12 protein-coding genes are annotated in these 22,553 nt (G+C 73.0%); 8 read left to right on the top strand and 4 right to left on the bottom strand.

The genetic code is table 11. From position 1 onward, the window contains the following. The first annotated feature begins 157 nt into the window (after positions 1 to 157). On the top strand, positions 158 to 5,296 hold the full coding sequence (locus WMF11_RS15395) for an AAA family ATPase (protein WP_437977997.1): 5,139 nt from the start codon (positions 158 to 160) through the stop codon (positions 5,294 to 5,296). A gap of 20 nt (positions 5,297 to 5,316) precedes the next feature. Here WMF11_RS15395 and WMF11_RS15400 read toward each other — a convergent pair whose 3' ends face one another. Further along, on the bottom strand, positions 5,317 to 5,676 hold the full coding sequence (locus tag WMF11_RS15400) for a hypothetical protein (protein ID WP_437552603.1): 360 nt from the start codon (positions 5,674 to 5,676) through the stop codon (positions 5,317 to 5,319). Positions 5,677 to 6,025: 349 nt separating this feature from the next. Between WMF11_RS15400 and WMF11_RS15405 the strand changes: the two genes are divergently transcribed. Beyond that, positions 6,026 to 8,365 carry a PilZ domain-containing protein gene (locus WMF11_RS15405; RefSeq protein WP_437977998.1) on the top strand — a complete coding sequence of 780 codons (2,340 nt, stop codon included), beginning with the start codon at positions 6,026 to 6,028 and terminating at the stop codon, positions 8,363 to 8,365. A gap of 139 nt (positions 8,366 to 8,504) precedes the next feature. Here WMF11_RS15405 and WMF11_RS15410 read toward each other — a convergent pair whose 3' ends face one another. From WMF11_RS15410 to WMF11_RS15420, 3 genes are all read right to left on the bottom strand, one after another. Beyond that, positions 8,505 to 9,206 carry a hypothetical protein gene (locus tag WMF11_RS15410; RefSeq protein WP_437977999.1) on the bottom strand — a complete coding sequence of 234 codons (702 nt, stop codon included), beginning with the start codon at positions 9,204 to 9,206 and terminating at the stop codon, positions 8,505 to 8,507. Positions 9,207 to 9,880: 674 nt separating this feature from the next. Then, positions 9,881 to 11,167, bottom strand: a complete 1,287-nt coding sequence (locus tag WMF11_RS15415; RefSeq protein WP_437552608.1) for a patatin-like phospholipase family protein — start codon at positions 11,165 to 11,167, stop codon at positions 9,881 to 9,883. Beyond that, positions 11,164 to 15,648, bottom strand: a complete 4,485-nt coding sequence (locus WMF11_RS15420; protein WP_437978000.1) for a serine/threonine-protein kinase — start codon at positions 15,646 to 15,648, stop codon at positions 11,164 to 11,166. Before WMF11_RS15420 ends, WMF11_RS15415 begins: the two co-directional genes overlap by 4 nt. Before the next feature lie 485 nt (positions 15,649 to 16,133). Between WMF11_RS15420 and WMF11_RS15425 the strand changes: the two genes are divergently transcribed. The 6 genes from WMF11_RS15425 to WMF11_RS15450 are packed head-to-tail and all read left to right on the top strand — an operon-like array spanning position 16,134 to position 22,469. After that, positions 16,134 to 17,867 carry a fumarate reductase/succinate dehydrogenase flavoprotein subunit gene (locus WMF11_RS15425; RefSeq protein ID WP_437978001.1) on the top strand — a complete coding sequence of 578 codons (1,734 nt, stop codon included), beginning with the start codon at positions 16,134 to 16,136 and terminating at the stop codon, positions 17,865 to 17,867. 40 nt (positions 17,868 to 17,907) lie between these two features. Next, positions 17,908 to 18,192: a 4Fe-4S dicluster domain-containing protein gene (locus tag WMF11_RS15430; protein ID WP_012235387.1), complete on the top strand. Its 285-nt coding sequence runs from the start codon at positions 17,908 to 17,910 to the stop codon at positions 18,190 to 18,192. Between the two features lie 21 nt (positions 18,193 to 18,213). After that, positions 18,214 to 19,209, top strand: a complete 996-nt coding sequence (locus WMF11_RS15435; protein ID WP_437978002.1) for a HEAT repeat domain-containing protein — start codon at positions 18,214 to 18,216, stop codon at positions 19,207 to 19,209. Between the two features lie 4 nt (positions 19,210 to 19,213). Then, positions 19,214 to 20,653, top strand: coding sequence for an ABC transporter substrate-binding protein (locus tag WMF11_RS15440; RefSeq protein ID WP_437978003.1), 1,440 nt, complete (start codon positions 19,214 to 19,216; stop codon positions 20,651 to 20,653). Continuing rightward, positions 20,650 to 21,627, top strand: a complete 978-nt coding sequence (locus WMF11_RS15445; protein WP_437978004.1) for an ABC transporter permease — start codon at positions 20,650 to 20,652, stop codon at positions 21,625 to 21,627. The genes WMF11_RS15440 and WMF11_RS15445 overlap by 4 nt, the downstream gene beginning before the upstream one ends. Then, positions 21,624 to 22,469, top strand: coding sequence for an ABC transporter ATP-binding protein (locus tag WMF11_RS15450; RefSeq protein ID WP_437978005.1), 846 nt, complete (start codon positions 21,624 to 21,626; stop codon positions 22,467 to 22,469). The genes WMF11_RS15445 and WMF11_RS15450 overlap by 4 nt, the downstream gene beginning before the upstream one ends. The last annotated feature ends 84 nt before the right edge of the window (positions 22,470 to 22,553 follow it).

Genomic DNA, 22,553 nt, shown 5'->3' on the forward strand with positions numbered 1-22,553 from the left:
CAAGATTCGGCACGCCCGCGCACCGGAGGAGCTCGAGGCAAGGAACGACGAGCACCATCCATGGAATGTGCGTTGGACTACCGTTCTCGGCCATGGCGGCTCGTACACGACATCGACGCCGTCACGGTGGGTTCCGTATCAGATGTAACCTGTACGTATGACCACACTCGGCGCGGTTCATGCTACCGGATCCGCGAGCCCGCTGCAGGGCTACGCCGCGGAAGCCGTCCTCCACGAGGGGACGATGATCACCGTGCGCCGCGCGCGCCGCGCGTCGGACGGGCAGCCCGTCGTGCTGAAGGGGCCGAGCGCCGGTCGGGCGTCGCCGCGCGCGATCGCGAGGCTCCGCCACGAGCTGGTCATCACGCGTGAGATCGCGCACGCGGGCGTCCTCCGCGTCCTGGACGTCGAGGAGAGCGACGAGGGGCCGGTGCTCGTCCTGGAGGACTTCGGCGGCGCGTCGCTCGACATCGTCTCGCGGAGCGAGAGGCTCGGCCTGGGCACGATCCTGCGGATCGGCATTCACGTCGCGGACGCCCTCGCGTCGCTCCACCACGCGGGCATCATTCACAAGGACGTCAAGCCGCACAACATCCTCGTCCGCCTCGATCCGCTGGTGGTCAAGCTCTCCGACTTCGGGATCGCAACGCGCCTGTCGCAGGAGGCGCCGAGGGCCGAGAACCCGGGCGCCGTGGAGGGGACCCTCGCGTACATGTCACCTGAGCAGACGGGCTGGATGAACCGCAGCCTCGACTGCCGGACGGACCTCTACTCCCTGGGCGTCACCCTCTACGAGCTGCTCACGGGCGCGCCTCCGTTCACCGCGCCGAGCGCCATGGAGCTCGTGCACTGCCACCTGGCCAGGACGCCGACGCCGCCGCACGCCGTGTCGGCCGAGATCCCGCGCGTCGTCTCCGATCTCGTCATGAAGCTCCTCTCCAAGGCCGCCGAGGATCGATACCCGTGCGCCGAGGCGCTGCGCGCCGATCTCGAGGAGTGCCTCCGGAGGTACGAGGCCGACGGCCGCGTCGATCCTTTTCCGCTCGGCGAGCGCGACGCGGGCGGCCGGCTCTGGCTGCCGGAGAAGCTCTACGGGCGCGAGGCCGAGGCGCAGGCGATCGTGGCCGCGTGCGAGCGCGCTTCGGCCGGCGCCGGCGCCGTCGAGCTGTTCCTCATCTCCGGCCACGCCGGCGTCGGCAAGTCCGCCCTCGTCCGCGAGGTCTACAAGGTGCTCGCGCGGCGGCCCGGGTACTTCGTCTCGGGGAAGTTCGGCCAGCTCAAGCAGCGCACCCCCTACGCGGCCATCGCGCGGGCGTTCGGCGAGCTGTGCGAGCGCATCCTGTCGGAGGGCGAGGAGTCCGTGGCGCGCTGGAAGGCCCGGCTGAGCGCCGCGCTCGGCTCGATCGGGCAGGTCGTCGTCGACGTGATCCCCGAGCTCGAGCGCGTCCTCGGACCCCAGCCCGCCGTGCAGCCGCTCGGGCCGAGCGAGTCGAAGAACCGCTTCAGCCTGGCGTTCCAGACCTTCGTCCGCGCCGTCACGGAGGAGCACCTCCTCGCGCTCTTCATCGACGATCTCCAGTGGGCCGACCCGGCCTCGCTGAAGCTCCTCGAGCTCCTCATGACCGATCCCGACGTCCGCGGAATGCTCGTGATCGGCGCCTACCGCGACCACGAAGTCGACGACGCCCACCCGCTGGCGAGGTTCGTCGGCGGCCTGCGGGCGGCGGGCGCGTCCGCCTGCGAGGTGTGGCTCGGGCCGCTCGAGATCGAGGACATCCGCCAGCTCCTCGCCGACGCCCTGCGCTGCCGCCTCGAGGACACGGACGCCTTCGCGGCGCTCATCCTGGAGCGGACCGCGGGCAACCCGTTCTTCATCCACCAGCTCCTGCACGCCCTCGCCGGCGAGGGGATCGTGCGCTTCGATCCGGCCGCGGGGGCGTGGGCGTGGAGCCTCGAGCGCGCCCGGAGCGCGGAGGGCGCGGAGGGCGTCGTCGAGCTGATGGCCGCGAAGCTGCGGCGGCTCGCGCCCGGCGCGCAGCGGGCCCTCCGGCTCGCCGCCTGCGTGGGCCACCGCTTCGACCTCCGGACGCTCGCGCTCGTCGCCGAGCAGCCCCCGGGCGAGGTGGCCGCGGCCCTCTGGGAGGCCCTGCGGAGAGGCCTCGTCGTGCCCCTCGATCCCGAGTACCGCTTCGTCCACGCCGGCGACGCGGCGGTCGCCGGCAGGCTGCTCGAGGACTCCTCGTTCCGCGTCTCGTACCGGTTCCTGCACGATCGCGTCCAGCAGGCGGCGTACGCGCTCATCGACGAGCCGGAGCGGAAGCGGCTGCACCACCGCATCGGCCGGCTGCTCGCGGCGAGCCTCGGCGAGGATCCGAGCGACGAGGAGCTGTTCGTCGTCGTCGGGCACCTGAACGTCGCCGCGGCCCTGGTCGAGGATCCGGCGGAGCGCGGCGAGTTCGTGCGGCTCAACGTGGCCGCGGGGCGGCGCGCGCAGGCGGCGACCGCGTACGACGCCGCGTTCGGCTACCTGAGCGCCGCGGCGTCCGCGCTCGGCCCGGATCCATGGGCCGGCGAGCCGGGCCTCGCCTTCGACGTCTTCGACATCCATGCCGTGAAGGCCGAGTGCGCGTACCTGAGCGGCCGCTGCGACGACGCGGAGGCGCTCTTCGACGCCCTCCTCGAGCGCGCCGCCTCGGACGTCCAGCGCGCGCGCGTGTACTGCACGCGGATGGTCCTCTACAACGCGCAGCACCGCTGGGCGGACACGCTCGCGCTGGCGCTCCAGGGCCTGCGCCTCTTCGGCATGGAGGTGCCCACCGAGGGCGAGGCGCTCGCCGCCGCGCTCCGCGCGGAGATCGCCGAAGCCGAGCGCGGCTTCGCCGCCCGGCGGGGCGAGGACGTCGGCGCGGGCCCGGAGCTCGCCGATCCGCGCGTCAGGGCCGTGGTGGAGATGCTCGGCTACGGCTCGCCATCGGCGTATTTCCTCAACCCGCCGCTGGCCCAGCTCCTCGCCGTCAGGATGACGAACCTGTCGCTCCGGCACGGGAACTCGCCGATGGCCAGCGTGGCGTACGCGTACCACGGCTTCTACCTGGCCGCGTTCTGGGGCCAGCCGCACGAGGGCTACAGGATCGTGCGGATGGGCGTCGCCTTGAACGACAGGTACCGGGTCGATGCCATCAGGGCGAAGCTCGACTTCAACTACGGGGTCGTCATGAACCTCTCGAGGCCGCAGCGCGAGGCGCTCGAGGTCCTCCAGCGGGCGCGGATCGCCGGGATGGAGACCGGCGACTTCATGTTCGCGTCGGCGTCCTCCAACATCATCGCCCAGATGAAGCTCAGCCTGGAAGGCGAGCTCCGGCGCGTGCGCGAGGACGTCGGCGGGTTCCTGCGCTTCACCTCCCGCACGAAGGACGCGCTGTCGACGGCGGTCCAGACCGTCGCGCGGCAGGTGATCCAGAACCTCGAGGGGCGCACGCTGGACCGCGGCACGCTGAGCGACGCCGGCTTCGACGAGGACGCCTTCGTGCCGAAGCTCGATGGGATGGCCTTCGCGATCGTCGCTGGCTTCTACTACACGAACAAGCTCGCGCTCGCGTACCTCTACGGCGATCACGAGGGCGCGCTGCGGATGGCGCGCCGCGCGCACGAGCGGGCCCGCGCCCTGACGGGCCAGTACATCGGCATCGTCGATCTGCCGCTCTACACCTGCCTCACCCTCCTGGCGCAGGGCCCTCGGGCGAGCGGGGAAGAGGGCGGCGCGCTGGCCGAGATGCTCGCGTCGAGCCACGACAAGCTCGCCGTCCTCGCGCGGGACTGCCCCGAGCTCCGGCACCTGGAGCTGCTCGTCCGGGCGGAGCGCGCGCGCGTCGCCGGGGAGGCGCTGGAGCCGATCCTCGAGCTCTACCAGCAGGCGAGCGACGCGGCGGAGCAGGCGGGGTACGTGCGCTACCGCGCGCTCGTCAGCGAGCTCTGCGGCAGGTTCCTCGCGGCGAGGCGTATGCCGTGGCTCGCGCGCTCGTGCCTCGTCGAGGCTTACCAGGCCTACGCGCGCTGGGGCGCCACGGCCAAGCTGCGGCAGATGGAGGAGGCGTACGTCCAGCTGCTCCCCCGCGCGGCGGCGGGCCAGCCCGCATCCGCGAGCGTCCTGTCGAACCTGACCTCGGTCGTCTCGTCGACGACCGATGCGGTCGCGCGGCGCGTGGCGCTGCTCGACGCGGCGGCGCTCATCCGCGCCGCGCAGGCGGTGGCGCGCGAGATCGACCTCGGCCGCGTGATGACGCGGCTGCTCCGGCTCGCCATCGAGAGCGTCGGCGCCCAGCGGGGCGCGCTGATCCTGGACCACGAGGGCGGGCCGCGCGTGGAGGCCGTCGCCGAGGACGAGGGCGAGGTGCGCGTCGGCCCGTCCACGCCCGTGCGCGAGAGCGGCGCCGCCGCAGCCCGGGTGATCGAGCTCGCGATGCGCACCGGGAGCGCCGTCGTCGTGGCCGACGCCGCGCAGGACGGGCGGTTCGATGGCGACCCCTACGTCGCGGCGCGCAAGCCGCGATCGGTGCTCGCGCTGCCCATGGTGAGCCAGGGGGAGATCTCGGGCGTCCTCTATCTGGAGAACAACGCCGCGCCCGAGGTGTTCTCGCCCGCCCGCCTCGACGTGCTCGAGCTCGTCGCCGCGCAGGCGGCCATCGCCGTGAAGAACGCGCTGCTCTATGCGCGCGTCCAGGCGGCGAGCGACGAGCTCCGCAGGGCCAACGACGCGCTCGAGGCGGCCGTCGCCGCCCGCACCGCGGAGCTCTTCGCGGCGAAGGTGCAGCTGGAGGCGGAGCTCGTCGAGCGGGAGAGCGCCGAGCGGGCGCGCGCCGCCCTCCAGGAGGACCTCATCCGCGTGCAGCGCGAGCGGCTCGCCGAGCTGTCGACGCCGCTCATCCCGATCACCGACCAGATCATGGTCATGCCGCTCATCGGGACCCTGGACGCGGAGCGGGCGGACGAGGCGCTCGAGACGGCGCTGCACGGCGTGGCGGACACGTCGGCGCAGGTCGTCATCCTGGACATCACGGGCGTGAAGGGCGTGGACAGCAGCGTCGCCGCGACGCTCGTCCGGGCCGCGACCGCGCTGCGGCTGCTCGGCGCCGAGGCGGTGATCACCGGGATCCGAGGCCACGTGTCGCAGACGCTGGTCAGCCTCGGGATCGACCTGAGCGAGACCGTCGTCCAGGGGACGCTCCAGCGCGGGATCGCGTACGCGCTCCGGAAGACCGGCCAGGCGCGGCAGCTCGCCGCCATGGCCCCTCGCTGACGGCCCGCGATCGCGGGCGCTCAGTTGGCGAGCTTGTTCGCCTCTCGCGGGCCGAAGATCGCCTCCCAGTTCGAGCGGTAGGCGTCGGTCGCGACCTGCGCGGGGCCTGACCGGGGCGACTCGCCGCGCGCCGCCGGGAGGAGCACCTCCACGTCGAAGAGCCGCGCGTGCTCGGACCGCTGCGTCAGCTTCACGAGCTCCCCGTTCAGCGGGCGCCCGTGCTCGGTGGGCCGCAGCTCGCCGATCTCGAGCCGGTCCTCCCGGCTCCGGATCACCCGGAAGCCTTCCCCCTGCTCGACGGGGCTATGGATGAAGACGACATCCTGATTCGCGGCGGGCGCGGGCGTGTCCTGGTTCTGCGGGGGCTCGTCCTTGCCCATCGCGAGAGTTTCCCACGTTTGCCCCCCCGAGCGCCAGGTGAAGCGAGCGGTCGATCACCGCCCGGCACCGCCCGGCACCGCCTGTCACCGCCTGTCACCGCCTGTCACCGCCTGCCGCCCATCGCACCCCGCCTCCGCCCCGTTGCTCCCGTTGCTCCGTCGGTCCCCGCGCCGCAACGCTGCGCATCACGGCGGCGCGTGTTCACGGGGCACGTGGTGCATGGCGCGTGGCCGGGGCCTCCAAAACTTGGCCAGCGCGTGGCTTACGCCGTACTGCCGGCCAATGGGCCCTTTGCACCGCGGAGGGCCCGCGATGGCGGACGCGGCTTCGCGGCGGAGGAATGGGCGTATGAACGGTCGAGGCGCAGAGGGAGAGGGCGTTCGCAAGGCGCCGGAATCCTTGGACAGGGAGCGCGAGGGCGGCGGCGAGCGGCGCGCTGGCGCCGGGCAGCGGGTCCGCGTCGAGGCGCTCGTCGCGGTCGGCGAGACGTCGGGCGGCGGCTTCGAGGCCGAGTCGATCGACATGTCCCCCGAGGGGATGCGCCTGCGCACGGCGTACCTGCCGCGGGTCGGCGACGCCCTGATCTGCCGGTTCGACGGGCTCGGCAAGGAGCTGGTCGTCGAGGGCGAGGTCTGCTGGCGCGCCGAGCAGGCGCGCGGCGGCGAGTTCGGCCTGCGCTTCACCGGCCTCGACGCCGAGTCGGAGGAGGCGGTGCGCGCGATGTGCTCGTCGATCGACGCGGGCGCCCCGGGCCCCGCGCCGGCGCTCACCGTCCAGGCCGCCGCCGCGTCGCTCGGGGCCGCGCAGCGGGGCTCCCGCGTGCGGCTCCACATCGAGGGGCTGGGCTCGCCCATGAAGGCGCGCGTGCGCGGCGGCGGGCTCGACGACCTCGAGGTCGGCTCCAACCTGGAGTTCCTCAAGGTGGGTCGCTCCCTCGAGCTGGAGGAGGTCGATCAGGGCACGCGCCGCGAGGCGTACATCGATCACGTGAAGGTCGAGGTCGACCCGGCGACGAGCGTGCCGCAGCTCGTTGTCACGCTGTGCTACGAGGCGCCTCGCGCGGCCAGGGCGCCGCGGCCGCGGCCCTCGTCGCCCGAGGCGCTCCCCCGGGCCCCGGCGCGATCTTCCCACGACGCCGGCGCGCCGGTGCGGGCGCCGTCGTCGCCGCCGCAGGGCGAGCGCGCGGCTTCGCGACCGTCGTCGGCGCCGACCGTCCCGGCGCGCGATCCTCAGGGCGAGCGCGCGGCTGCGCGGCCTTCCACCGCGCCGACGGTTCCGGCGCGCGATCCTCAGGGCGAGCGCGCGACGGCGCGGCCTTCCTCGGCGCCGGCGGCCGAGCCTCGGGGCGAGCGCGCCTCATCGGGCGCGAGCGGCGGCGCGAGCGGCGGCGCGAGCGGCGGCGCGGCGGCCCACGCGGACGACGAGCACGACAGCGACGTGTCGCCGGCGCTCTCGGCCCGGGAGGCGCGCGCGGGCGCCGAAGCGGCCCCGCTCTCCGCGGACGACGGGGCGCCGCCCTCCGCGAGCGCGGCCGAGGACGCGGGCGCCGAGGCGGCTGCCGACGCGCAGCCGGGCCGGCTGCGCGAGGTCGGCGAGAAGGCCGCGATGGCGGGCAAGGCGGTGGCGGGCAAGATCGCGCCCGCGCTCGCCGGCGCCGGGGCGCGCGCGGCCACGGCGATGGCGGGCCTCGTGGCGAGGATCAAGGCGCGGCGCGCCGCGCGCGCAGGCGACGGCGACGGGTCGGGCAAGGACGGCGGCCCGCGCCGCAAGACGGCGCCGCCGCCGGCTGGCGCGCTGAAGTCCGGCGGGCGCCGGCTGGTGCGCGAGGACCCCGAGGAGGCGGCGGGCGAGGGCGGGGAGCCGCCGCGCTTCAACAAGAAGGCGGCCGCGGTCGGCAGCTTCCTTGGGCTGGCGGCGGTGCTCGTGGTGTTCGGGGCGGCGCGCTTCCTCGGCCTGCGGGGCGGCGACGCGCCCTCGGCCGGGGCCGAGTCGGCCGCGGGTGTGCCGGCGCTGCCAGCGTCGGCGTCCTCCGGCGCGCCTGCCCTCGCGGCGGCCGCGGGGCCGGCTGCAGCGCCGGGCGGCGCGCTCACGGCGAACGTCCCGCTGTTCGGCGCGACGCCGCTGTCGACGACGGAGCCTGTGCCGCCGACGCCGCCGGCGGATCCGAGCGCGCTGGCCGGCGACGCGCTCGCGCCGGGCGCGGCGGTCCCGGGCGGCCCGGGCGAGGACGACGAGGTGGAAGCGGCGGACGACGGCGACCAGGAGGGGCCGCGGGAGTGGGGGCAGGGATCGGTGCGGAACCCCATCGTCCTGAAGCTCAAGATGGACGGCCCGATCGAGGAGCTGAACGGCGCGGCCGGCGCGATGGGCTTCACGGTATCGCTGCCCGATCGGCGGGCGCTGTCGTCGGGCAGCGGCCTCGCCCGCAAGGACAAGCGCATCGCGTCGGTGCGCGTGGTCAACACGGCGCACGGCGCGGAGGTCACCCTGCAGTTCAAGGACGGCGTGCCCGCCTACAAGGCGAAGGCGCGCGGCGATCGCCTGGAGATCTCGCTCGGCCGCGGCGAGTCGAAGAAGGTGGCGTCGAAGTCGAAGCCCGAGAAGAACGAGAAGAACGAGAAGAAGAAGGCCGACGACGCCAAGAAGAAGAGCGAGAAGGGGAGCGGCAAGAAGGACAAGGAGCGCTGAGGGGCGCTCGGCCGAGCATGGCCGACGGCTCGCAACGAACCGGGTCCGCTGCTGGGACCGCATCGCTCGACGATCGCTGATCCGCACGGCGCGCCGCCCGCCTGGGGTCGAATCCGGGCTCGGCGCTTTCCTCTCCTCCTCAGAGGAAGAAGTGGGCCGTCAGGTTGACGGACCCGCTGCTGGCGTTGCTGCTCTCGCCCATGTAGTCGTAGCTCAGGATTGTCCAGCGCCCGGTCATCTCGAACCCGAAGCCTTTCGGACGACCCCACAGAACGCCCAGCTCCAGCATGCCGCCCAGAGCGTCGTCGAACCGAGCATCGGCGCCGCCGAGGACGCCGTCGCCATAGAGGTGCGGGTTGAGCTCCAGGATCCCGCCTGCGGCCACGACGCCGTGCCACGAGCTGTCGATCGCCACCAGGCTTCGGACGGAGGCCATCAATGGGATGCGCTCCAGCTTGATCGAGCCATCGGCGTCGACGAGGGTGCTCTTGTACTTCCACCCGGCGTCCAGCCCGAGACCGAGTCCCACGCGATCCCCGAGCCAGAGAGGCGTCCAGGTTAGTCCACCGGAGAGGGAGACCCCTTCTCCGGCGTGGACGGTGGTCGTGGAGCCGTCCGAGTACGTGAGCTCGGCGAGCTCATCGCCGCCGAAGGCGAGGCCGAGCGAGGCGTGCAGCCCCAGGGTCGAGAGCCATTCCCCGCGGCGCAGCGCCGGGGCGAACTCGTTCGGAGCGGCATCCGCCTCGGGTGCTGCGGAGGGGGCCTCGGCGCGCGCCACGGAAGCCCAACCTAGGATTCCCACCCCCAGCGCCGTGATCAGGATCTTCGAGTTGATGGTCATGGTTCTCGCTCCAATCCGAGCCGTCAGCCGGTGACGACGATCTTGTCGCGCACGCCGACGAGTACGCGTTTGTCCGCGCGGCTCTTCCCGACGTCGTGCAGCCTCTGAACGCCGTCATACCGGCACTCGGTGCGGCGTCAGCCTCGGTGAAGGACACGCGTGCTGGCGTTGTGTGAGCCTTCGAGTGACGAGGTGATAGACAATGGGTTTGTTGTGAAATCTTGTCAACGGCGAAGCAGGGAGAGGTCATGGCGTCGTAAAGGCATACCCAGCAGGCTTGGGTCGAACTCCCGGGAGCGCTGGCCATGGACGCCGAGCAAGGCTCGGCCGATGGATGCACAGGAGCGTGGCCGCGGGGCCGACCCGCGTATGCCTCTTTCGCGGGATCGGCTGTTGCGGTCGGTGCTTCGCTTCGCCGACGAGGCGGACCTCGACGCCGTGACGATGCGGGCCGTCGGCCAGCGCTTGCACGTCGAGGCCGTGTTCCTCGACAAGCATGTCATTCACAAAGGAGATATCGTCGACGATCTCGTTGAGAGCGAGTGCCCCGAGATACTGTGCCTTCGGCCTCGGGGCGCCGCCGGGGAGCGCAACGGATTGGAGCCGTTGGGAGGGGGGCGGGCAGCTCGGTACTCCCTCCCACACCCCCAGCGCCGACCTCCGCCCCCGCCGCGCTACACGGATCTCCCCGGCCCCACCGGTGGCGGGATCGACCACTCCGCGCTGTCCGACAGCCTCGGCTCCGCCTCCTCCGCCGCGCTCCCGAAGAAGTCCGCGACGTCGTGCCGCCTCGCCTCCGCGTCCGCGCGCCCCAGCTCGATCAGCTTCCTCGTGAACGAGCCGTCGAACAGCAGGTAGCTCGCGAGATCCGCGTCGTTCTCCGCGCCGACGTCCACCAGCGAGAGCAGCCTCCGCATCATCGCCGGGCCGCCCTGCAGCTTGCCCGCCCTCACGTGCTCCGCCGCCAGGCGCCCGAGATCCGCGCTCGGCCGCACCACCAGCGTCTCCACCCGCCGGTACGGCAGCGCCCCGCGCAGCGCGGCGGCTCCGTTGATCGATTGCAGGAAATCCGGGCCGAACGCCTGCTCCCCGTCCTCGATCATGTGGTTCACCCGCGTCAGCACCTCGAAATCGGTCTGGATGTGGTCGAGCAGGAACGCGTTCAGCACCTTGCCGAGCACGAGCGCCATCCCCGGCGGCTTGCCGCTGTCCCCCGCGTCGATGCTCCGCACCTCGCGCGACAGCCCGATCGCCAGGACGTGCGTCGCCCCCAGCCGCAGCGCCGGCGCGATCGGCGTGTTCTGCCGCACGCCCCCGTCCATGTACAGATCGCGGCCGATCCGCACCGGCGGGAACAGGATCGGGATCGCCGCGGACGCGAGCGCGTGCTGCGGGCCTATCAGCGCCCCCCGGATGATCGTCCGCGGCGGCGCCGTCGTCGGCAGCGCCCCGTCCGGGCCCGTCTGCATGAAGATCACCGTGCGGCCCGTCCCGATCTCCGTCGCCGACACGCTCACCGCCGAGAGGTAGCCGTGACGCAGCGTCCGCGCGATCGCGCGCCACGGGATCTCCCGCTCGACGAGCCGCTGCATCGGCGACACGTCGAACAGGCCCACCCCCTCCGACCCGCCCCCGAACAGGAGCTTCGGCATCGAGATCGCCTGCCGGACCCCGAAGCCGAGCACCGTCTCCAGCTTCAGCTGCGTCCACAGGTTGACGAGGCGCCGCACCCCCAGCGTCGGATCGTCGAGGTGCGCCGCGAGGTAACACGCGTTCACCGCGCCCACCGACGTCCCGCACAGGATGTCGATGCGCGGCGGCGCCCCGCGGAGGCGGGCGAACGCGTCGAGGACGTACGACAGCACGCCGACCTCGTACGCGCCCCGCGCGCCTCCGCCCGAGAGGATCACCGCCACCTTGCGCCGCGGCTTCGCCCCGGTCCTCGCGCCCGTTCCCGTCATGCCATCTCCCCGCGGCGGAGCGGGTCGTGCGCCGCCGCCGGTCCGTCCGCCTCCGCGGCGAGGACCCGCCGCACCACGGTGCGCTCCAGGAACAGCGCCCTGAGCCGCGCGTCGCGGATGTAGCCCGCCACCCTCCGCACGTGCGCCGCCGCGCGGTGGTACGCGTCCGTCGAGCTCGCCGGCGCGCCCTTCTGCAGCGCCTCGCAGCACAGGTCGCGCACCTCGATGCCGTACTCGGAGCTGCCCGCCTCGACCGCGCCGAGCGCCGTCCGCGCGAGCAGCACCCCGGAGTGGACCTCCCCCGCGTCCACCCGCGACGCCGCCTCGATCGCCGTCGCGTGGGCGTGGTAGCTCATCAGCCCCTGCGACTCGGCGAGCTGCCGCGCCTCGGAGGCGTTCGCGATCGCGCCCTGGATGTCGCCTCGCGCCCTGGCCAGCAGGCCGCGGACGTTGCGCTCGTGGATCATGTCGTAGACGCTGCCGGTCACCGCGATGAGCGCGCCCGCGTCGGCGCAGAGCGTGTGCGCGGCGTCGACGTCGCCCGCCTCCAGGAGGATCCCTGCCGAGCAGAGCAGCGTGTCGGCCCGCGCATCCTGATCGTCATAGCGCTCGTGGGCCTCGCGCGCCCGCTTCATGTACGCCAGGCTCCGCGGGACGTCCCCCAGCTTGGCGTAGGCGTGGCCGATGTTGCTCAACGTCTTGGCGATCTGGAACCGGCCGCCGATCGCGAGATCGATGGAGATCGACGAGAGCCCGACCGCGATCGCGTCCTCGAAGCGCTCGAGCACGAACATCGCCACCGCGAGCGAGTTCTTCGCGCGCGCCTCGCTGCGGCGCGCCCCCACCGCGCGGAACACCGCGATCGCCTCGGCGTAGGCCTCCACCGCCTCCTGCACGCGGCCGACCCGGCGCAGGAGCACCCCCTTCGTGCGCAGCACCTCCGCGCGCGCCCGCGGCGTCAGCCCGCCCGCCTGCGTCACCCGGAGCGCGCGATCCGACGCGCTGATCGCGCCCTGGACGTCGCCGAGCTCGCGCAGCACCTCCGACAGGATCGTGAGCGCCTCGACCTCGAGCGCGGGGCGGCGCGCGATGCGCGCGATCTCGGCCGCGCGCTGCGCCACCGGCAGGCCGCGGGCGAGGTAGCCGTCGTCGAGGTCGAACCGCGCGGTGCGCACGAGGGCGAGCGCCGCCCAGCGGGCGTGGCCGCTCTCCTTCGCGAGCTGGCGCAGCGCCGCGAGGTGCCGCCGCCGGTCGCGTCGGCGGCCGAGGTGGCGGAAGATCGCCTCCAGCGCCTCGTGCGCGATCATCCGCCGCGTGTCGCCGGTCGGCAGGAGCGACAGCGCGCGCTCGTAGTACCGCCGCGACAGCTGCGCCTGGTGCCCCGCGCGCGCGGCCCGCGCGGCGTCGAGGTAGAGCTCCGCCGCCGGCCCGGGCGCCTCGCCCCGCGCGAGGTGCTGCGCCACGATCGCGGCCGAGAGCCCCTGCGAGAGCGGCGTCGTCGAGAGGTGCTCGCCGAGCCGCCGGTGCATGCGCACGCGGCTCGCGCCGTCGAGCGCGAGGTAGGCCACGTCGCGCACGAGCGGGTGCCGGAAGTCCACCGCCCCGGCGCGGCGATCGCACAGGCCGCGCGCGCAGAGGCGCGTCACCGCCTCGTCGTCGGCGAGCCGCGTCAGGTTCAGGATGTCGTCCTTGAGCAGCGGGCCCCCCGCGACCGCCAGCCAGTTCACGACGTCGTGCTCCGCCGGCGGCAGCTCGCGCAGGCGGTCGCCGATGAGCTGCTCCAGCGTCGAGGGCAGCGGCTCGCCGCGATCCCCCGTCCGGTCGTGGCGCACGAGCTCGTGCCGCCCGCCCGGGTGCTCGACGATCTCCAGCGTGCCCCGCTCGAGGAGCGCGTCGATCATCTCGAGCAGGAAGAACGGGTTGCCCGCGACGCGCGGCACGAGCTCGCCGCAGACGGCCGCCACCCCGTCGCGCACGCCGAGGCGGGCCTCGACGAGGCGCATCTGCTCCTCCGCGCTGAGCCCGCGGAGCTCGATCCGCACGAGCCCCTCGATGAACGGGGTCACGCGCTCCTCGGGGCGCGTGAGGAGCAGCACCAGCACCGGGAGCCGCTCCGCGCGCTGCTTCAGGAGCTCCGAGAGCAGCTCCAGGCTCGGCCGGTCGGCCCACTGGAGGCCGTCGATGACGACGACGAGCGGCTGGTGGCGCGCCAGCGAGCCGAGCAGGTACTTCACGCCCCGCACCACCACGTCGCGGCCGTAGGCGGCCGCTTCCTCCTCGGGGTGCTCGAGCTGCTTGCCGGTGACGAGCTCGGCGAGCCGCGTGACGATGCGCGCGCCGAGCGGCGAGCGCGCGATGGGCCCGAGCAGGGCGCGGATCACGTGGGAGGCGTCGTCGATCGCGTGGTCGAGCCCCATCCCGGTGACGTCGCGGAGCACGTCGCAGACCGTGGCGAGCGGCAGCTCGCTCTTCACGGGCGAGCACTCGACGTGGAGCACGCGCGCGTCGCCCGGGAGCTCCGAGAGGAACGTGGAGATGAGCGCGCTCTTGCCGATGCCCATCTCGCCGACGATGACGCGCGCCACGGATTGCCCGCGGAGCGCGCCGACAGGCGGGCTCGAGGGCCTGCTCGAGATGCTCGGGGGCCTGCTCTGCCGGCTCCCCGGCGGCTCGCTCTCGCCGAAGCGCGCGGGCGGCTCGACGTTGCCCTTCACGGGCGGCGAGATCGCCCGGTGGTAGGCCGCGTGCAGATCGGCCCGCTCCGCGTCGCGCCCCACGAGGTCGTTCGGCGAGAGCGCGATCTCCGCCATCCGCTCCTCCCGCGTCAGCGGCCGCTGCAGCGCGTAGAGCCGCATCTGGTGCGGGACCGGGTAGCCGCGGGCGTCGTCGAGGTCGAGCGAGGGCGCGTCGCCCCAGCGGAAGTCGCGGCGGACGAGGCGGTAGACGCCGCCCGCGACCCAGGTCTTGCCGAACGGGGTGCGGCTGCCGAGGCGCTCGGCGAGGAAGTTCGCGGGCTCCTTGAGCGCGTGGTTGATGAGGTGCCCCTGCTCGTCGCGCTCGCCGTACGCGATGCCGCGGACGATGCCGATCGCGGCGCGGAGCTCGACGGGCAGGTCCTCCGACGCGCCCGCGAGCGCCTCGTGCACGTCGACCGCCAGCGAGGCCGCGTCGGCCGCGGCGCGCGACGGGTTCGCGAGCAGCCCGACCACCGCGCGCGCGCTCGCGTGCGACTCCCACGACCAGATCGCCCCGTGCTTGAAGGCGATCGCGTCGAGGGTCGTGCGGATCGAGCGCCCGCTGCGCTTGCCGGCGAGCCGGCCCTGCGCCCCGAGCAGCGCGTCGACGCCCTCGATGCGCAGCGTGACCACGGCGACGTGGCGCACCTCGCGCACGGCGCGCGGCGCGCCCGTGCCCTCGGCGTCGCCGCCCGTGCGCGCGGCCGGCACCGCCGCGAGCGTCTGCGGCTGCGCCACGGAGCCGTCGTCGGCGGGCTGCTCCTCCGCGCCCTCCGCGCCCTCCATGCGCCGCGCGGCGCCCTCGCGCGCCTCCTCCGCGCGGTCGCGGCCGAGCAGGTGGGCCACGGTCTGCTCGACCGAGGCGTTGTCGACGAGCTCCTGCCGCGCGAGCAGCGCCCGCGCGACCGCCCCGGCCAGGTCGCGCGCGGTCTGGAAGCGGGCCTCGGGCTCGCGCTCCATGGCGCGCATCACGATCGCCTCCAGCTCCGCGGGGATGTCGCGCGCGTGCGACGACGGCGGGTCGAACCGGCCCTCCTTCACGGCCTGGAGCAGCGCCTCGTCGTCGAGCTTGCCGTACGGCGAGCGCATGGCGAGCAGCTCGTAGAGCACGACGCCGAGGGCGTAGATGTCGCTGCGCCGGTCGACGCGCTCGCCGCGCGCCTGCTCGGGCGACATGTACCCGAACTTGCCCTTCAGCACGCCGGGCTCCTCGCGGAAGAGGTTGGCGCTGGCGATGCCGAAGTCGGCGATCTTCACGACGCCCTCGAGCGAGAGCAGGATGTTCTGCGGCGAGACGTCGCGGTGGACGATGGCGAGCGGCATGCCGCCCTCGTCCTTGCGCTCGTGGGCGTAGTGCAGCCCCTTCGCCGCCTCGGAGACGATGAACGCCGACACGAGCGGCGGGATCCGCGACTCCTTCTGCTGGGCGGCCCGCATCAGCTTGCCGAGGTCGAAGCCCTCGACGTACTCCATCGAGAGGAGCAGCCCGTCCTCGCCGTGGTCGGAGAACTCGTAGACCTGGACGATGTTCGGGTGGTTCAGGCGCGTGGCGAGGTGGGCCTCCTCCACGAACATCGCGCGGAAGCGCCGCGAGGCCCCGTGCGCGGGGAGGATGCGCTTGACGACGAGGAGCTTGTACGTCCCCTCGGCGCCCCGCTTCTTGGCGAGGAAGACCTCCGCCATGCCGCCAGCGCCGAGGCGGCGCTGGATCTCTAGGTCGGCGAGCTGGGACGGGTGCTTGGCCATGCAGCGAAGCGGCGCGCGGGCGCCCTGGCTGGGAGGCGCCGAGCGCGGTGAATCGGGTGACCGGTGATGAACGAGGTCCGCGCTCGGTTCCCCCGATCCATGGGAGGACTACGGGTTGACCCGCATGGTAGCGTCCCGCCCGCGTCTCCGGGGAGACAACCAGGGTGGAAAGGCGAATCTTTCTGGGCGGCTCGGGGATCCCCGCGGGGGGTGAGCCTGCCCGCGCGCCCCACATCCGCGATGGCGGCGCCAGACCCTCGCTCTGACGCTTCGCTTGCAAGGCGCCCTCCCACGGCGCCCGACACCTGGCCGGTGCTGCGCCAGCAACAACAAAGCTGTTGCCGAAGTCCAGGCCGTCTGTTAAAACGGATGCCGCGTCTGTGATGAGAGACGCCGGGCGTCCGACCCCGGCCGCTGGCCATTGGCCACTGGGCCGAGAGGCGGTGGGGTCGTCGTGTGCGCGCCCGAAACCTTGAGGGCTTGTAATGGACATTCGCGTGACAGAGGCGGACGTCGTCGTCGTGGGCGGCGGCAGCGCAGGCTCCACTGCAGCGGTGGAGGCGCAGCAGCGATTGCCCCGGGGGAGGGTCGTCCTCCTCGAGAAGGCGCATATCAAGCGGAGCGGCGCCATCGCGATAGGCATGGATGGGCTGAACAACGCCATCATCCCGGGGCACGCGACGCCGGAGCAGTACGTGAAGGAGATCACGGTGGCCAACGACGGCATCGTGAACCAGCGCGCCGTCTATGAATATGCGCGCAACAGCTTCGCGATGATCCAGGAGCTCGATTCCTGGGGCGTGAAGTTCCAGAAGACGCGATCGGGCGATTTCGACGTCAAGAAGGTCCACCATAACGGGAGCTACGTCCTCCCGATGCCCGAGGGCTACGATCTCAAGAAGATCCTGACGCGCATGGTCAAGCGCGCCGGCGTGAAGGTCGTCAACCGCGTGATGGCGACGCGGATCCTCGTGACCGACGGCCACGTCGCCGGGGTGATCGGCTTCGACACCCGGGAAGGACAACTCGAGATCATCAAGGCGAGGGCGGTCATCCTGTGCTGCGGCGCCTCGGGGCGGCTCGGGCTGCCGGCGTCGGGCTATCTCCACGGGACGTACGAGAACCCGTCGAACGCGGGAGACGGCTACTCGATGGCGTACCACGCGGGCGCCGAGCTCTCGGGCATCGAGTGCTTCCAGGTGAACCCGCTCATCAAGGACTACAACGGTCCGGCGTGCGCGTACGTGACAGGCCCGCTCGGCGGGCACACGGTCAACGCGCGGGGGCACCGCTTCATCGAGAGCGATTACTGGAGCGGGCAGATGATGCTCGAGTTCTACCGGGAGCTCCACTCCGCGAACGGCCCCGTGTACCTGCAGCTCACCCACCTCGCCCCGGAGACGATCACCGAGGTCGAGCGGGTCCTGCACCAGACGGAGCGCCCGAGCCGCGGGCGCTTCCACGAGGGGAGGGGGCACAGCTACGCGAGCGATCTCGTCGAGATGCACATCTCCGAGATCGGCCTGTGCAGCGGGCACAGCGCGTCGGGGGTCTGGGTCAACGAGAAGGGCGAGACCACGGTGCCCGGGCTCTACGCCGCCGGCGACATGGCGTGCGTGCCGCACAACTACCTGCTCGGCGCGCTCACCTACGGGAAGATCTGCGCCCAGAGCGCGCTCGATTACCTCGAGCGCGCGCCCGCTGTCGAGCCGCTCGCCGCCGCGGTCGACGCCGAGCGGGAGCGCATCCTCGCCCCCCTCTCGCGGCGGAGCGGGGTGGCGCCGCACCAGTACGAATACAAGGTGCGGCGCCTGGTGAACGATTATCTCCAGCCGCCCAAGACGGGGAACAAGATGACGCTCGGGCTCGAGTACTTCCTGCGGGCGAAGGAGGAGCTCGAGCAGGTCACCGCGGAGAGCCCCCACGAGCTCATGCGGGTGATGGAGTGCCATTTCATCCGCGACTGCGCGGAGATGGCGGCGCGCGCGTCGCTGTACCGGACCGAGAGCCGCTGGGGCCTCTACCACTACCGGCTCGATTACCCCGAGATGGACGACCGCAGCTGGTTCACGCACGTGCAGCTGAAGAAGGACGAGCGCGGCGAGATGGTCGCCTTCAAGAGGCCGGTGGAGCCCTATCTCTTCCCGATCGACGACGGCGAGCGCAATGCCTACCACCGGCTGCGCATCCCGGCCGAGGAGCAGCGCGCGTCGGCCTGACGAGCGCGCGAGAACGCGAGAACACGAGGTCAATCAAGCGATGGGTCACCTGCTCAACCGCGAATCCGTCAAGGCGCAGAGCGCCAGGTCCGTGGGGCACGCCGAGGCCGCCGTGCGGCTCGATCTGCCTGTCGTCATCGACGAGGCGTCGTGCATCAAGGGCTGCCGCATCTGCATCGACTCGTGCCCGGTCGATTGCCTCGCGATCGATCCCGAGACGAAGAAGGCCCGCATGGCCTACGACGAGTGCTGGTATTGCCTCGCGTGCGAGATCGATTGCCCCAAAGAGGCCATCACCGTGAAGATCCCCTTTCTTATCCGATAGCGACACCACGGCAGAGACGACATGACACAGCCTTCGCTCGCGCGGGATCTCGAGGGCATCCTCGGGGATCCCGACCCCGGCGCGCGCCAGCTCGCGCTGACGCAGATAGAGGATCTCTCGGATCCGGAGATCATCCACCCCCTGATCGCGGCCGTCCGCGACGAGGATCCGACGGTGCGGGCGCTCGCGCTCGGGCACCTCGAGGATCTCGGCGACGCCCGCGCGGTGCCCGCCGTCGTCGGGGCGCTCGACGACGAGGACGCCCGCGTGCGGGAGGCGGCCGCCACGGCGCTCCGCGAGATCCGCGGGGCAGACGCCGCCACGCACCTCATCGAGGCGCTGGGGCACACGAGCCCGTTCGTCCGCACCTCGGTGATCGTGGCGCTCCGCGAGATCCGCGACCCGCGGGCGCTCGCGCCCCTCGAAGGGGCGCTCGGCGACCCGGATCCCGAGGTGCGGCGCGAGGCGGTCCTCTCCCTGGCCTACCTGCGGCGGCCCGAGTCGGCGCCGGCGCTCCGCCCGAGCCTGCGCGATCCCGACGCGCGGGTGCGGCAGGTCGCGATCGGCGCGCTCGAGTCGCTCGGCGCGCGGGGTAATACCGCGCTTGTCGAGGACCTCGTGGGGCTGCTCTCCGATCCGGACTGGCGGGTGCGGGTCGAGGCCGCCATCGTGCTCGGCCGCTCGGCGCACGGCCTCGCGGCGCCGCACCTCCGGAGCGCGCTCGACGACGGCGCCTGGCAGGTCCGGAAGGAGGCGGCGCTCGCGCTCGGGCGGCTCCGGGCCGCCGCGGCCGCGGAGGACCTCGTCGGGCTGCTCGGGAGCGATCTCGCGGATCTGCGCAAGGCGGCCGCGCAGGCGCTCGGCGAGATCGAGGCGGCGGCCGCGGAGGCGCCGCTCCGCCGGCTGCTCGGCGACGCCGACGTCGAGGTGCGGAAGGCGGCCGGCCGCGCGCTCGAGGCCATCCGGGCGGGGATCGGGCGAGGCAACGAACGACATGAGACCTTTGCGAGGGATTGAACCGATGACCAGGGCACTTCGCGCGCTCGTCTTCCTCACGTTGCTCGCTGCGGTCCTCGCCGGGCTGTCGTGCAAGCCGGAGGCGAAGCAGACGATCCGGATCGCGATAGGGACGCAGGACACGACGATCAATTGCGCCACAGGCGGGCTGCTCATCCGGGAGCTCAAGCTGCTCGAGAAGCACCTGCCGAGGGACGGCAAGTACAAGGGCGTCACCTACGAGATCGAGTGGAAGGACTTCACCTCGGGGCCGCCGCTGACGATCGAGATGGTGGCCGAGAAGCTCGATATCGGCGCGATGGCCGACTTCCCCGGCGTGCTGAACGGCGTGGCGTTCCAGAAGCAGGGGAGCCGCAGCCGCTTCATCGCCACGCTCTCCGGCAGCGCGCTGGGGAGCGGCAACGGGATCGTCGTGCCGAGCGACTCCCCTGCTCAGGGCCTGAAGGACCTCAAGGGCAAGCAGATCTCGGTGCCGTTCGGGTCGTCGGCCCACGGCATGCTGCTCCGGGCGATCCGCGATCTCGGCTGGGACCCGGACAAGGACGTGACGCTCGTCTCGCAGTCTCCGGAGGTGGGCGGCTCGTCGCTCAAGGCGAACAAGATCGACGCGCACGCGGATTTCGTCCCGTTCGCTGAGCTGTTCCCCTTCCGCGGCTTCGCCCGGAAGATCTACGACGGCTCCGGCGTGAAGGTGCCGACGGCGCACGGCGTGCTGGTGCGCGAGGCGTACGCGGAGAAATACCCGGAGATCGTCGTGGCCTTCCTCAAGGCGGCGCTCGAGGCCGACCGCCTGTTCGCGGAGGAGCCCGAGAAGTACAGCGAGCTCATCGAGAAGGTGACCGGGGTGGACGCCGAGGTCGCCTACATGTTCCACGGCCCGCTCGGCATCCAGACACGGGACTTCACGATCAAGCCGGAGGTCCGCCGCGCCCTCCAGGTGGCGGTCGACACGCTCACGCTGCTGAAGCGCACGGACACGACCCTCGATGTCGGTGCGTTCGTGGACGATCGGTACATCCGGCGCGCGGCGGCGGAGCTCGGGCTCGACTACGAGGCGCGGCTCGCGAGCTACGCGAAGCTCCCGCTGTCCGGGAAGGACGCCCTGTCCGGGGAGCCGATCGCCGAGCCGACGCTCGTCGCGCAGATCTGGGTCGCGGGCGAGCCGAAGGTGCGCGCGTACGCCAGCCCGGGCACGGCGCTCGCGGCGCTCGGGCAGCTGACGATCGAGGGCAAGGAGATCCGCGCGGTGTTCGTGCACGATCGCGCGAGCGGGGTGAAGCTCCTGGCCGATCGCGCGTGGTACGCGAGGCGCCCGGACGGCGGCCTGTCGGCGTTCCTGGCGAAGGAGGACGCGGAGCGGTGGGCCGCGGAGAACGGCGCGGCGGTCGTCGACCTCGCGACCCTGCGGGCCGAGCGCGCGAAGCTCACGGCGGCGGCGCCATGACGATGATCTCCGAGCGCAGCGCGCCGGCCGGGGCGGAGCTCGCCGCCGGCGCGGCCTTCGCGCCCGCCCCGGCGAGCGCGGCGTTCGCGCCCGCCCCGGCGAGCGCGGCCTTCACGCCCGCAGCGGCGAGCGCGGCCCGGCGGGGCGCCCCGCCCCCTGCGCCGGGCCGCGCGCCCCGCGACGGGCGCCCGCGCCGCGACCTACGCCGTGCCTTCCTGCGCGCCCTGTCCGTGGCGGCGTGCGTCGGCCTCTGGCAGTGGGCGTCGATGACCCGCGCGGATCTCGGCGTCGTCACGTTCCTCAACGTGCCCGCGCCGACCGACGTCCTCGGCGCGGCGCGGGAGCTCTTCGCCTCGCCGAAGCTCTGGCAGCACCTCGGGAACAGCGTGTTCCGCGTCCTCGCGGGGTTCGCCGCCGCGGGCGTCACGGGGGTCGTGCTCGGGCTCCTCATCGGCAGGTCGCGGCTCGCCGAGGACACCCTGCTGCCGCCGCTCGAGATCCTGCGCCCCATCCCCGGCGTCGCCTGGCTCCCGCTCGCGATCCTGATGTTCCCGTCGGCCGAGCTGAGCATGATCTTCATCACGACCATGGGCGCGCTGTTCCCGATCCTGATCGCGACGATCCACGGCGTGGGCGCGCTCGATCCGCGGCTCATCGCGAGCTCCCGCAGCCTGGGCGCGCGCCCGCTCCGCCTGTTCCTCGAGGTGGTCCTGCCGGGCGCGCTGCCGAGCATCGTCACGGGGATGAGCATCGGCATGGGGACGTCCTGGTTCTGCCTCGTGACCGCCGAGATGATCGGGGGGCAGTACGGCATCGGCTACTTCACCTGGGAGTCGTACAACTTGCAGCGCTACCCGGACATCGTCCTCGGCATGCTGCTCATCGGCCTGCTCGGGATGCTCAGCAGCGCGCTCGTCCTGCGGGTCGGCGCGTGGCTCACCCCGTGGCAAGAGCCCCAGGAGAAGGGCCGATGACGCTCGACGCGAACCGCGCGGCGCGCCGGGAGAGCCCGGGGGGGGCCGTGGAGATCCGCGGCCTGTCCGTGGCCCTCGGGACGGGCGCCCGCCGCGTCGAGGCGGTGCGCGACCTCGACCTCCGCGTCGAGGGCGGCGAGCTCGTGAGCCTGCTCGGCCCGTCCGGGTGCGGGAAGTCGACGATCCTGAACGCGGTCGCCGGGTACGTGGCGCCGGAGCGCGGCAGCATCGTCGTCGGCGGCGAGCGGGTCGAGGGGCCGGGGCCGGCGCGCGGCATGGTCTTCCAGCAGAGCTCCCTGCTCCCCTGGAAGACGGTGCTGAACAACGTCGGCTTCGGCCTCAAGGTGCGCGGCGTCCCCGAGCGCGAGCGCAGGGAGGCGTCCCGGCGCCTGCTCTCGCTTGTCGGGCTGTCGGGGTTCGAGGACGCCTACCCGGCGCAGCTCTCCGGCGGCATGCAGCAGCGCGTGGAGATCGCGCGCGTGCTGATCACGGAGCCGCGCGTCGTGCTGATGGACGAGCCGTTCAGCGCGCTGGACGCCCAGACCAGGCTCTCGATGCAGGAGCTCTTGCTCGACGTCTTCCGCCAGGTGCGCACGACGGTGCTGTTCGTCACGCACGACATCGACGAGGCCATCTTCCTGTCCGACCGCATCGCCCTCATGACCCGCCGCCCCTGCCGCGTCGGCGCGGAGATCGCGGTGCCGTTCGGGAGGCCGAGGACCGCGGCGATCGTGGGCTCCGGCGAGTTCGCGGCGATCAAGCGGCGGTGCCTCGAGGCCCTCCGCGACGAGCGCGCCGCCGCCGCGCACCGCCACGACCTGGAGGCCGAGACAAGCGCGTGAGGCGCGGGCCGGCGCGCCGGGTCCGGGTCGCGGGGCCCGGCGCCTCGGGTCCGGCGGCTCCGGCCCTCTCGTCGCGCTTGATGT

It is taken from the genome of Sorangium sp. So ce295, from assembly GCF_051527405.1.
Classification (GTDB): Bacteria; Myxococcota_A; Polyangia; order Polyangiales; family Polyangiaceae; genus Sorangium; species Sorangium cellulosum_B.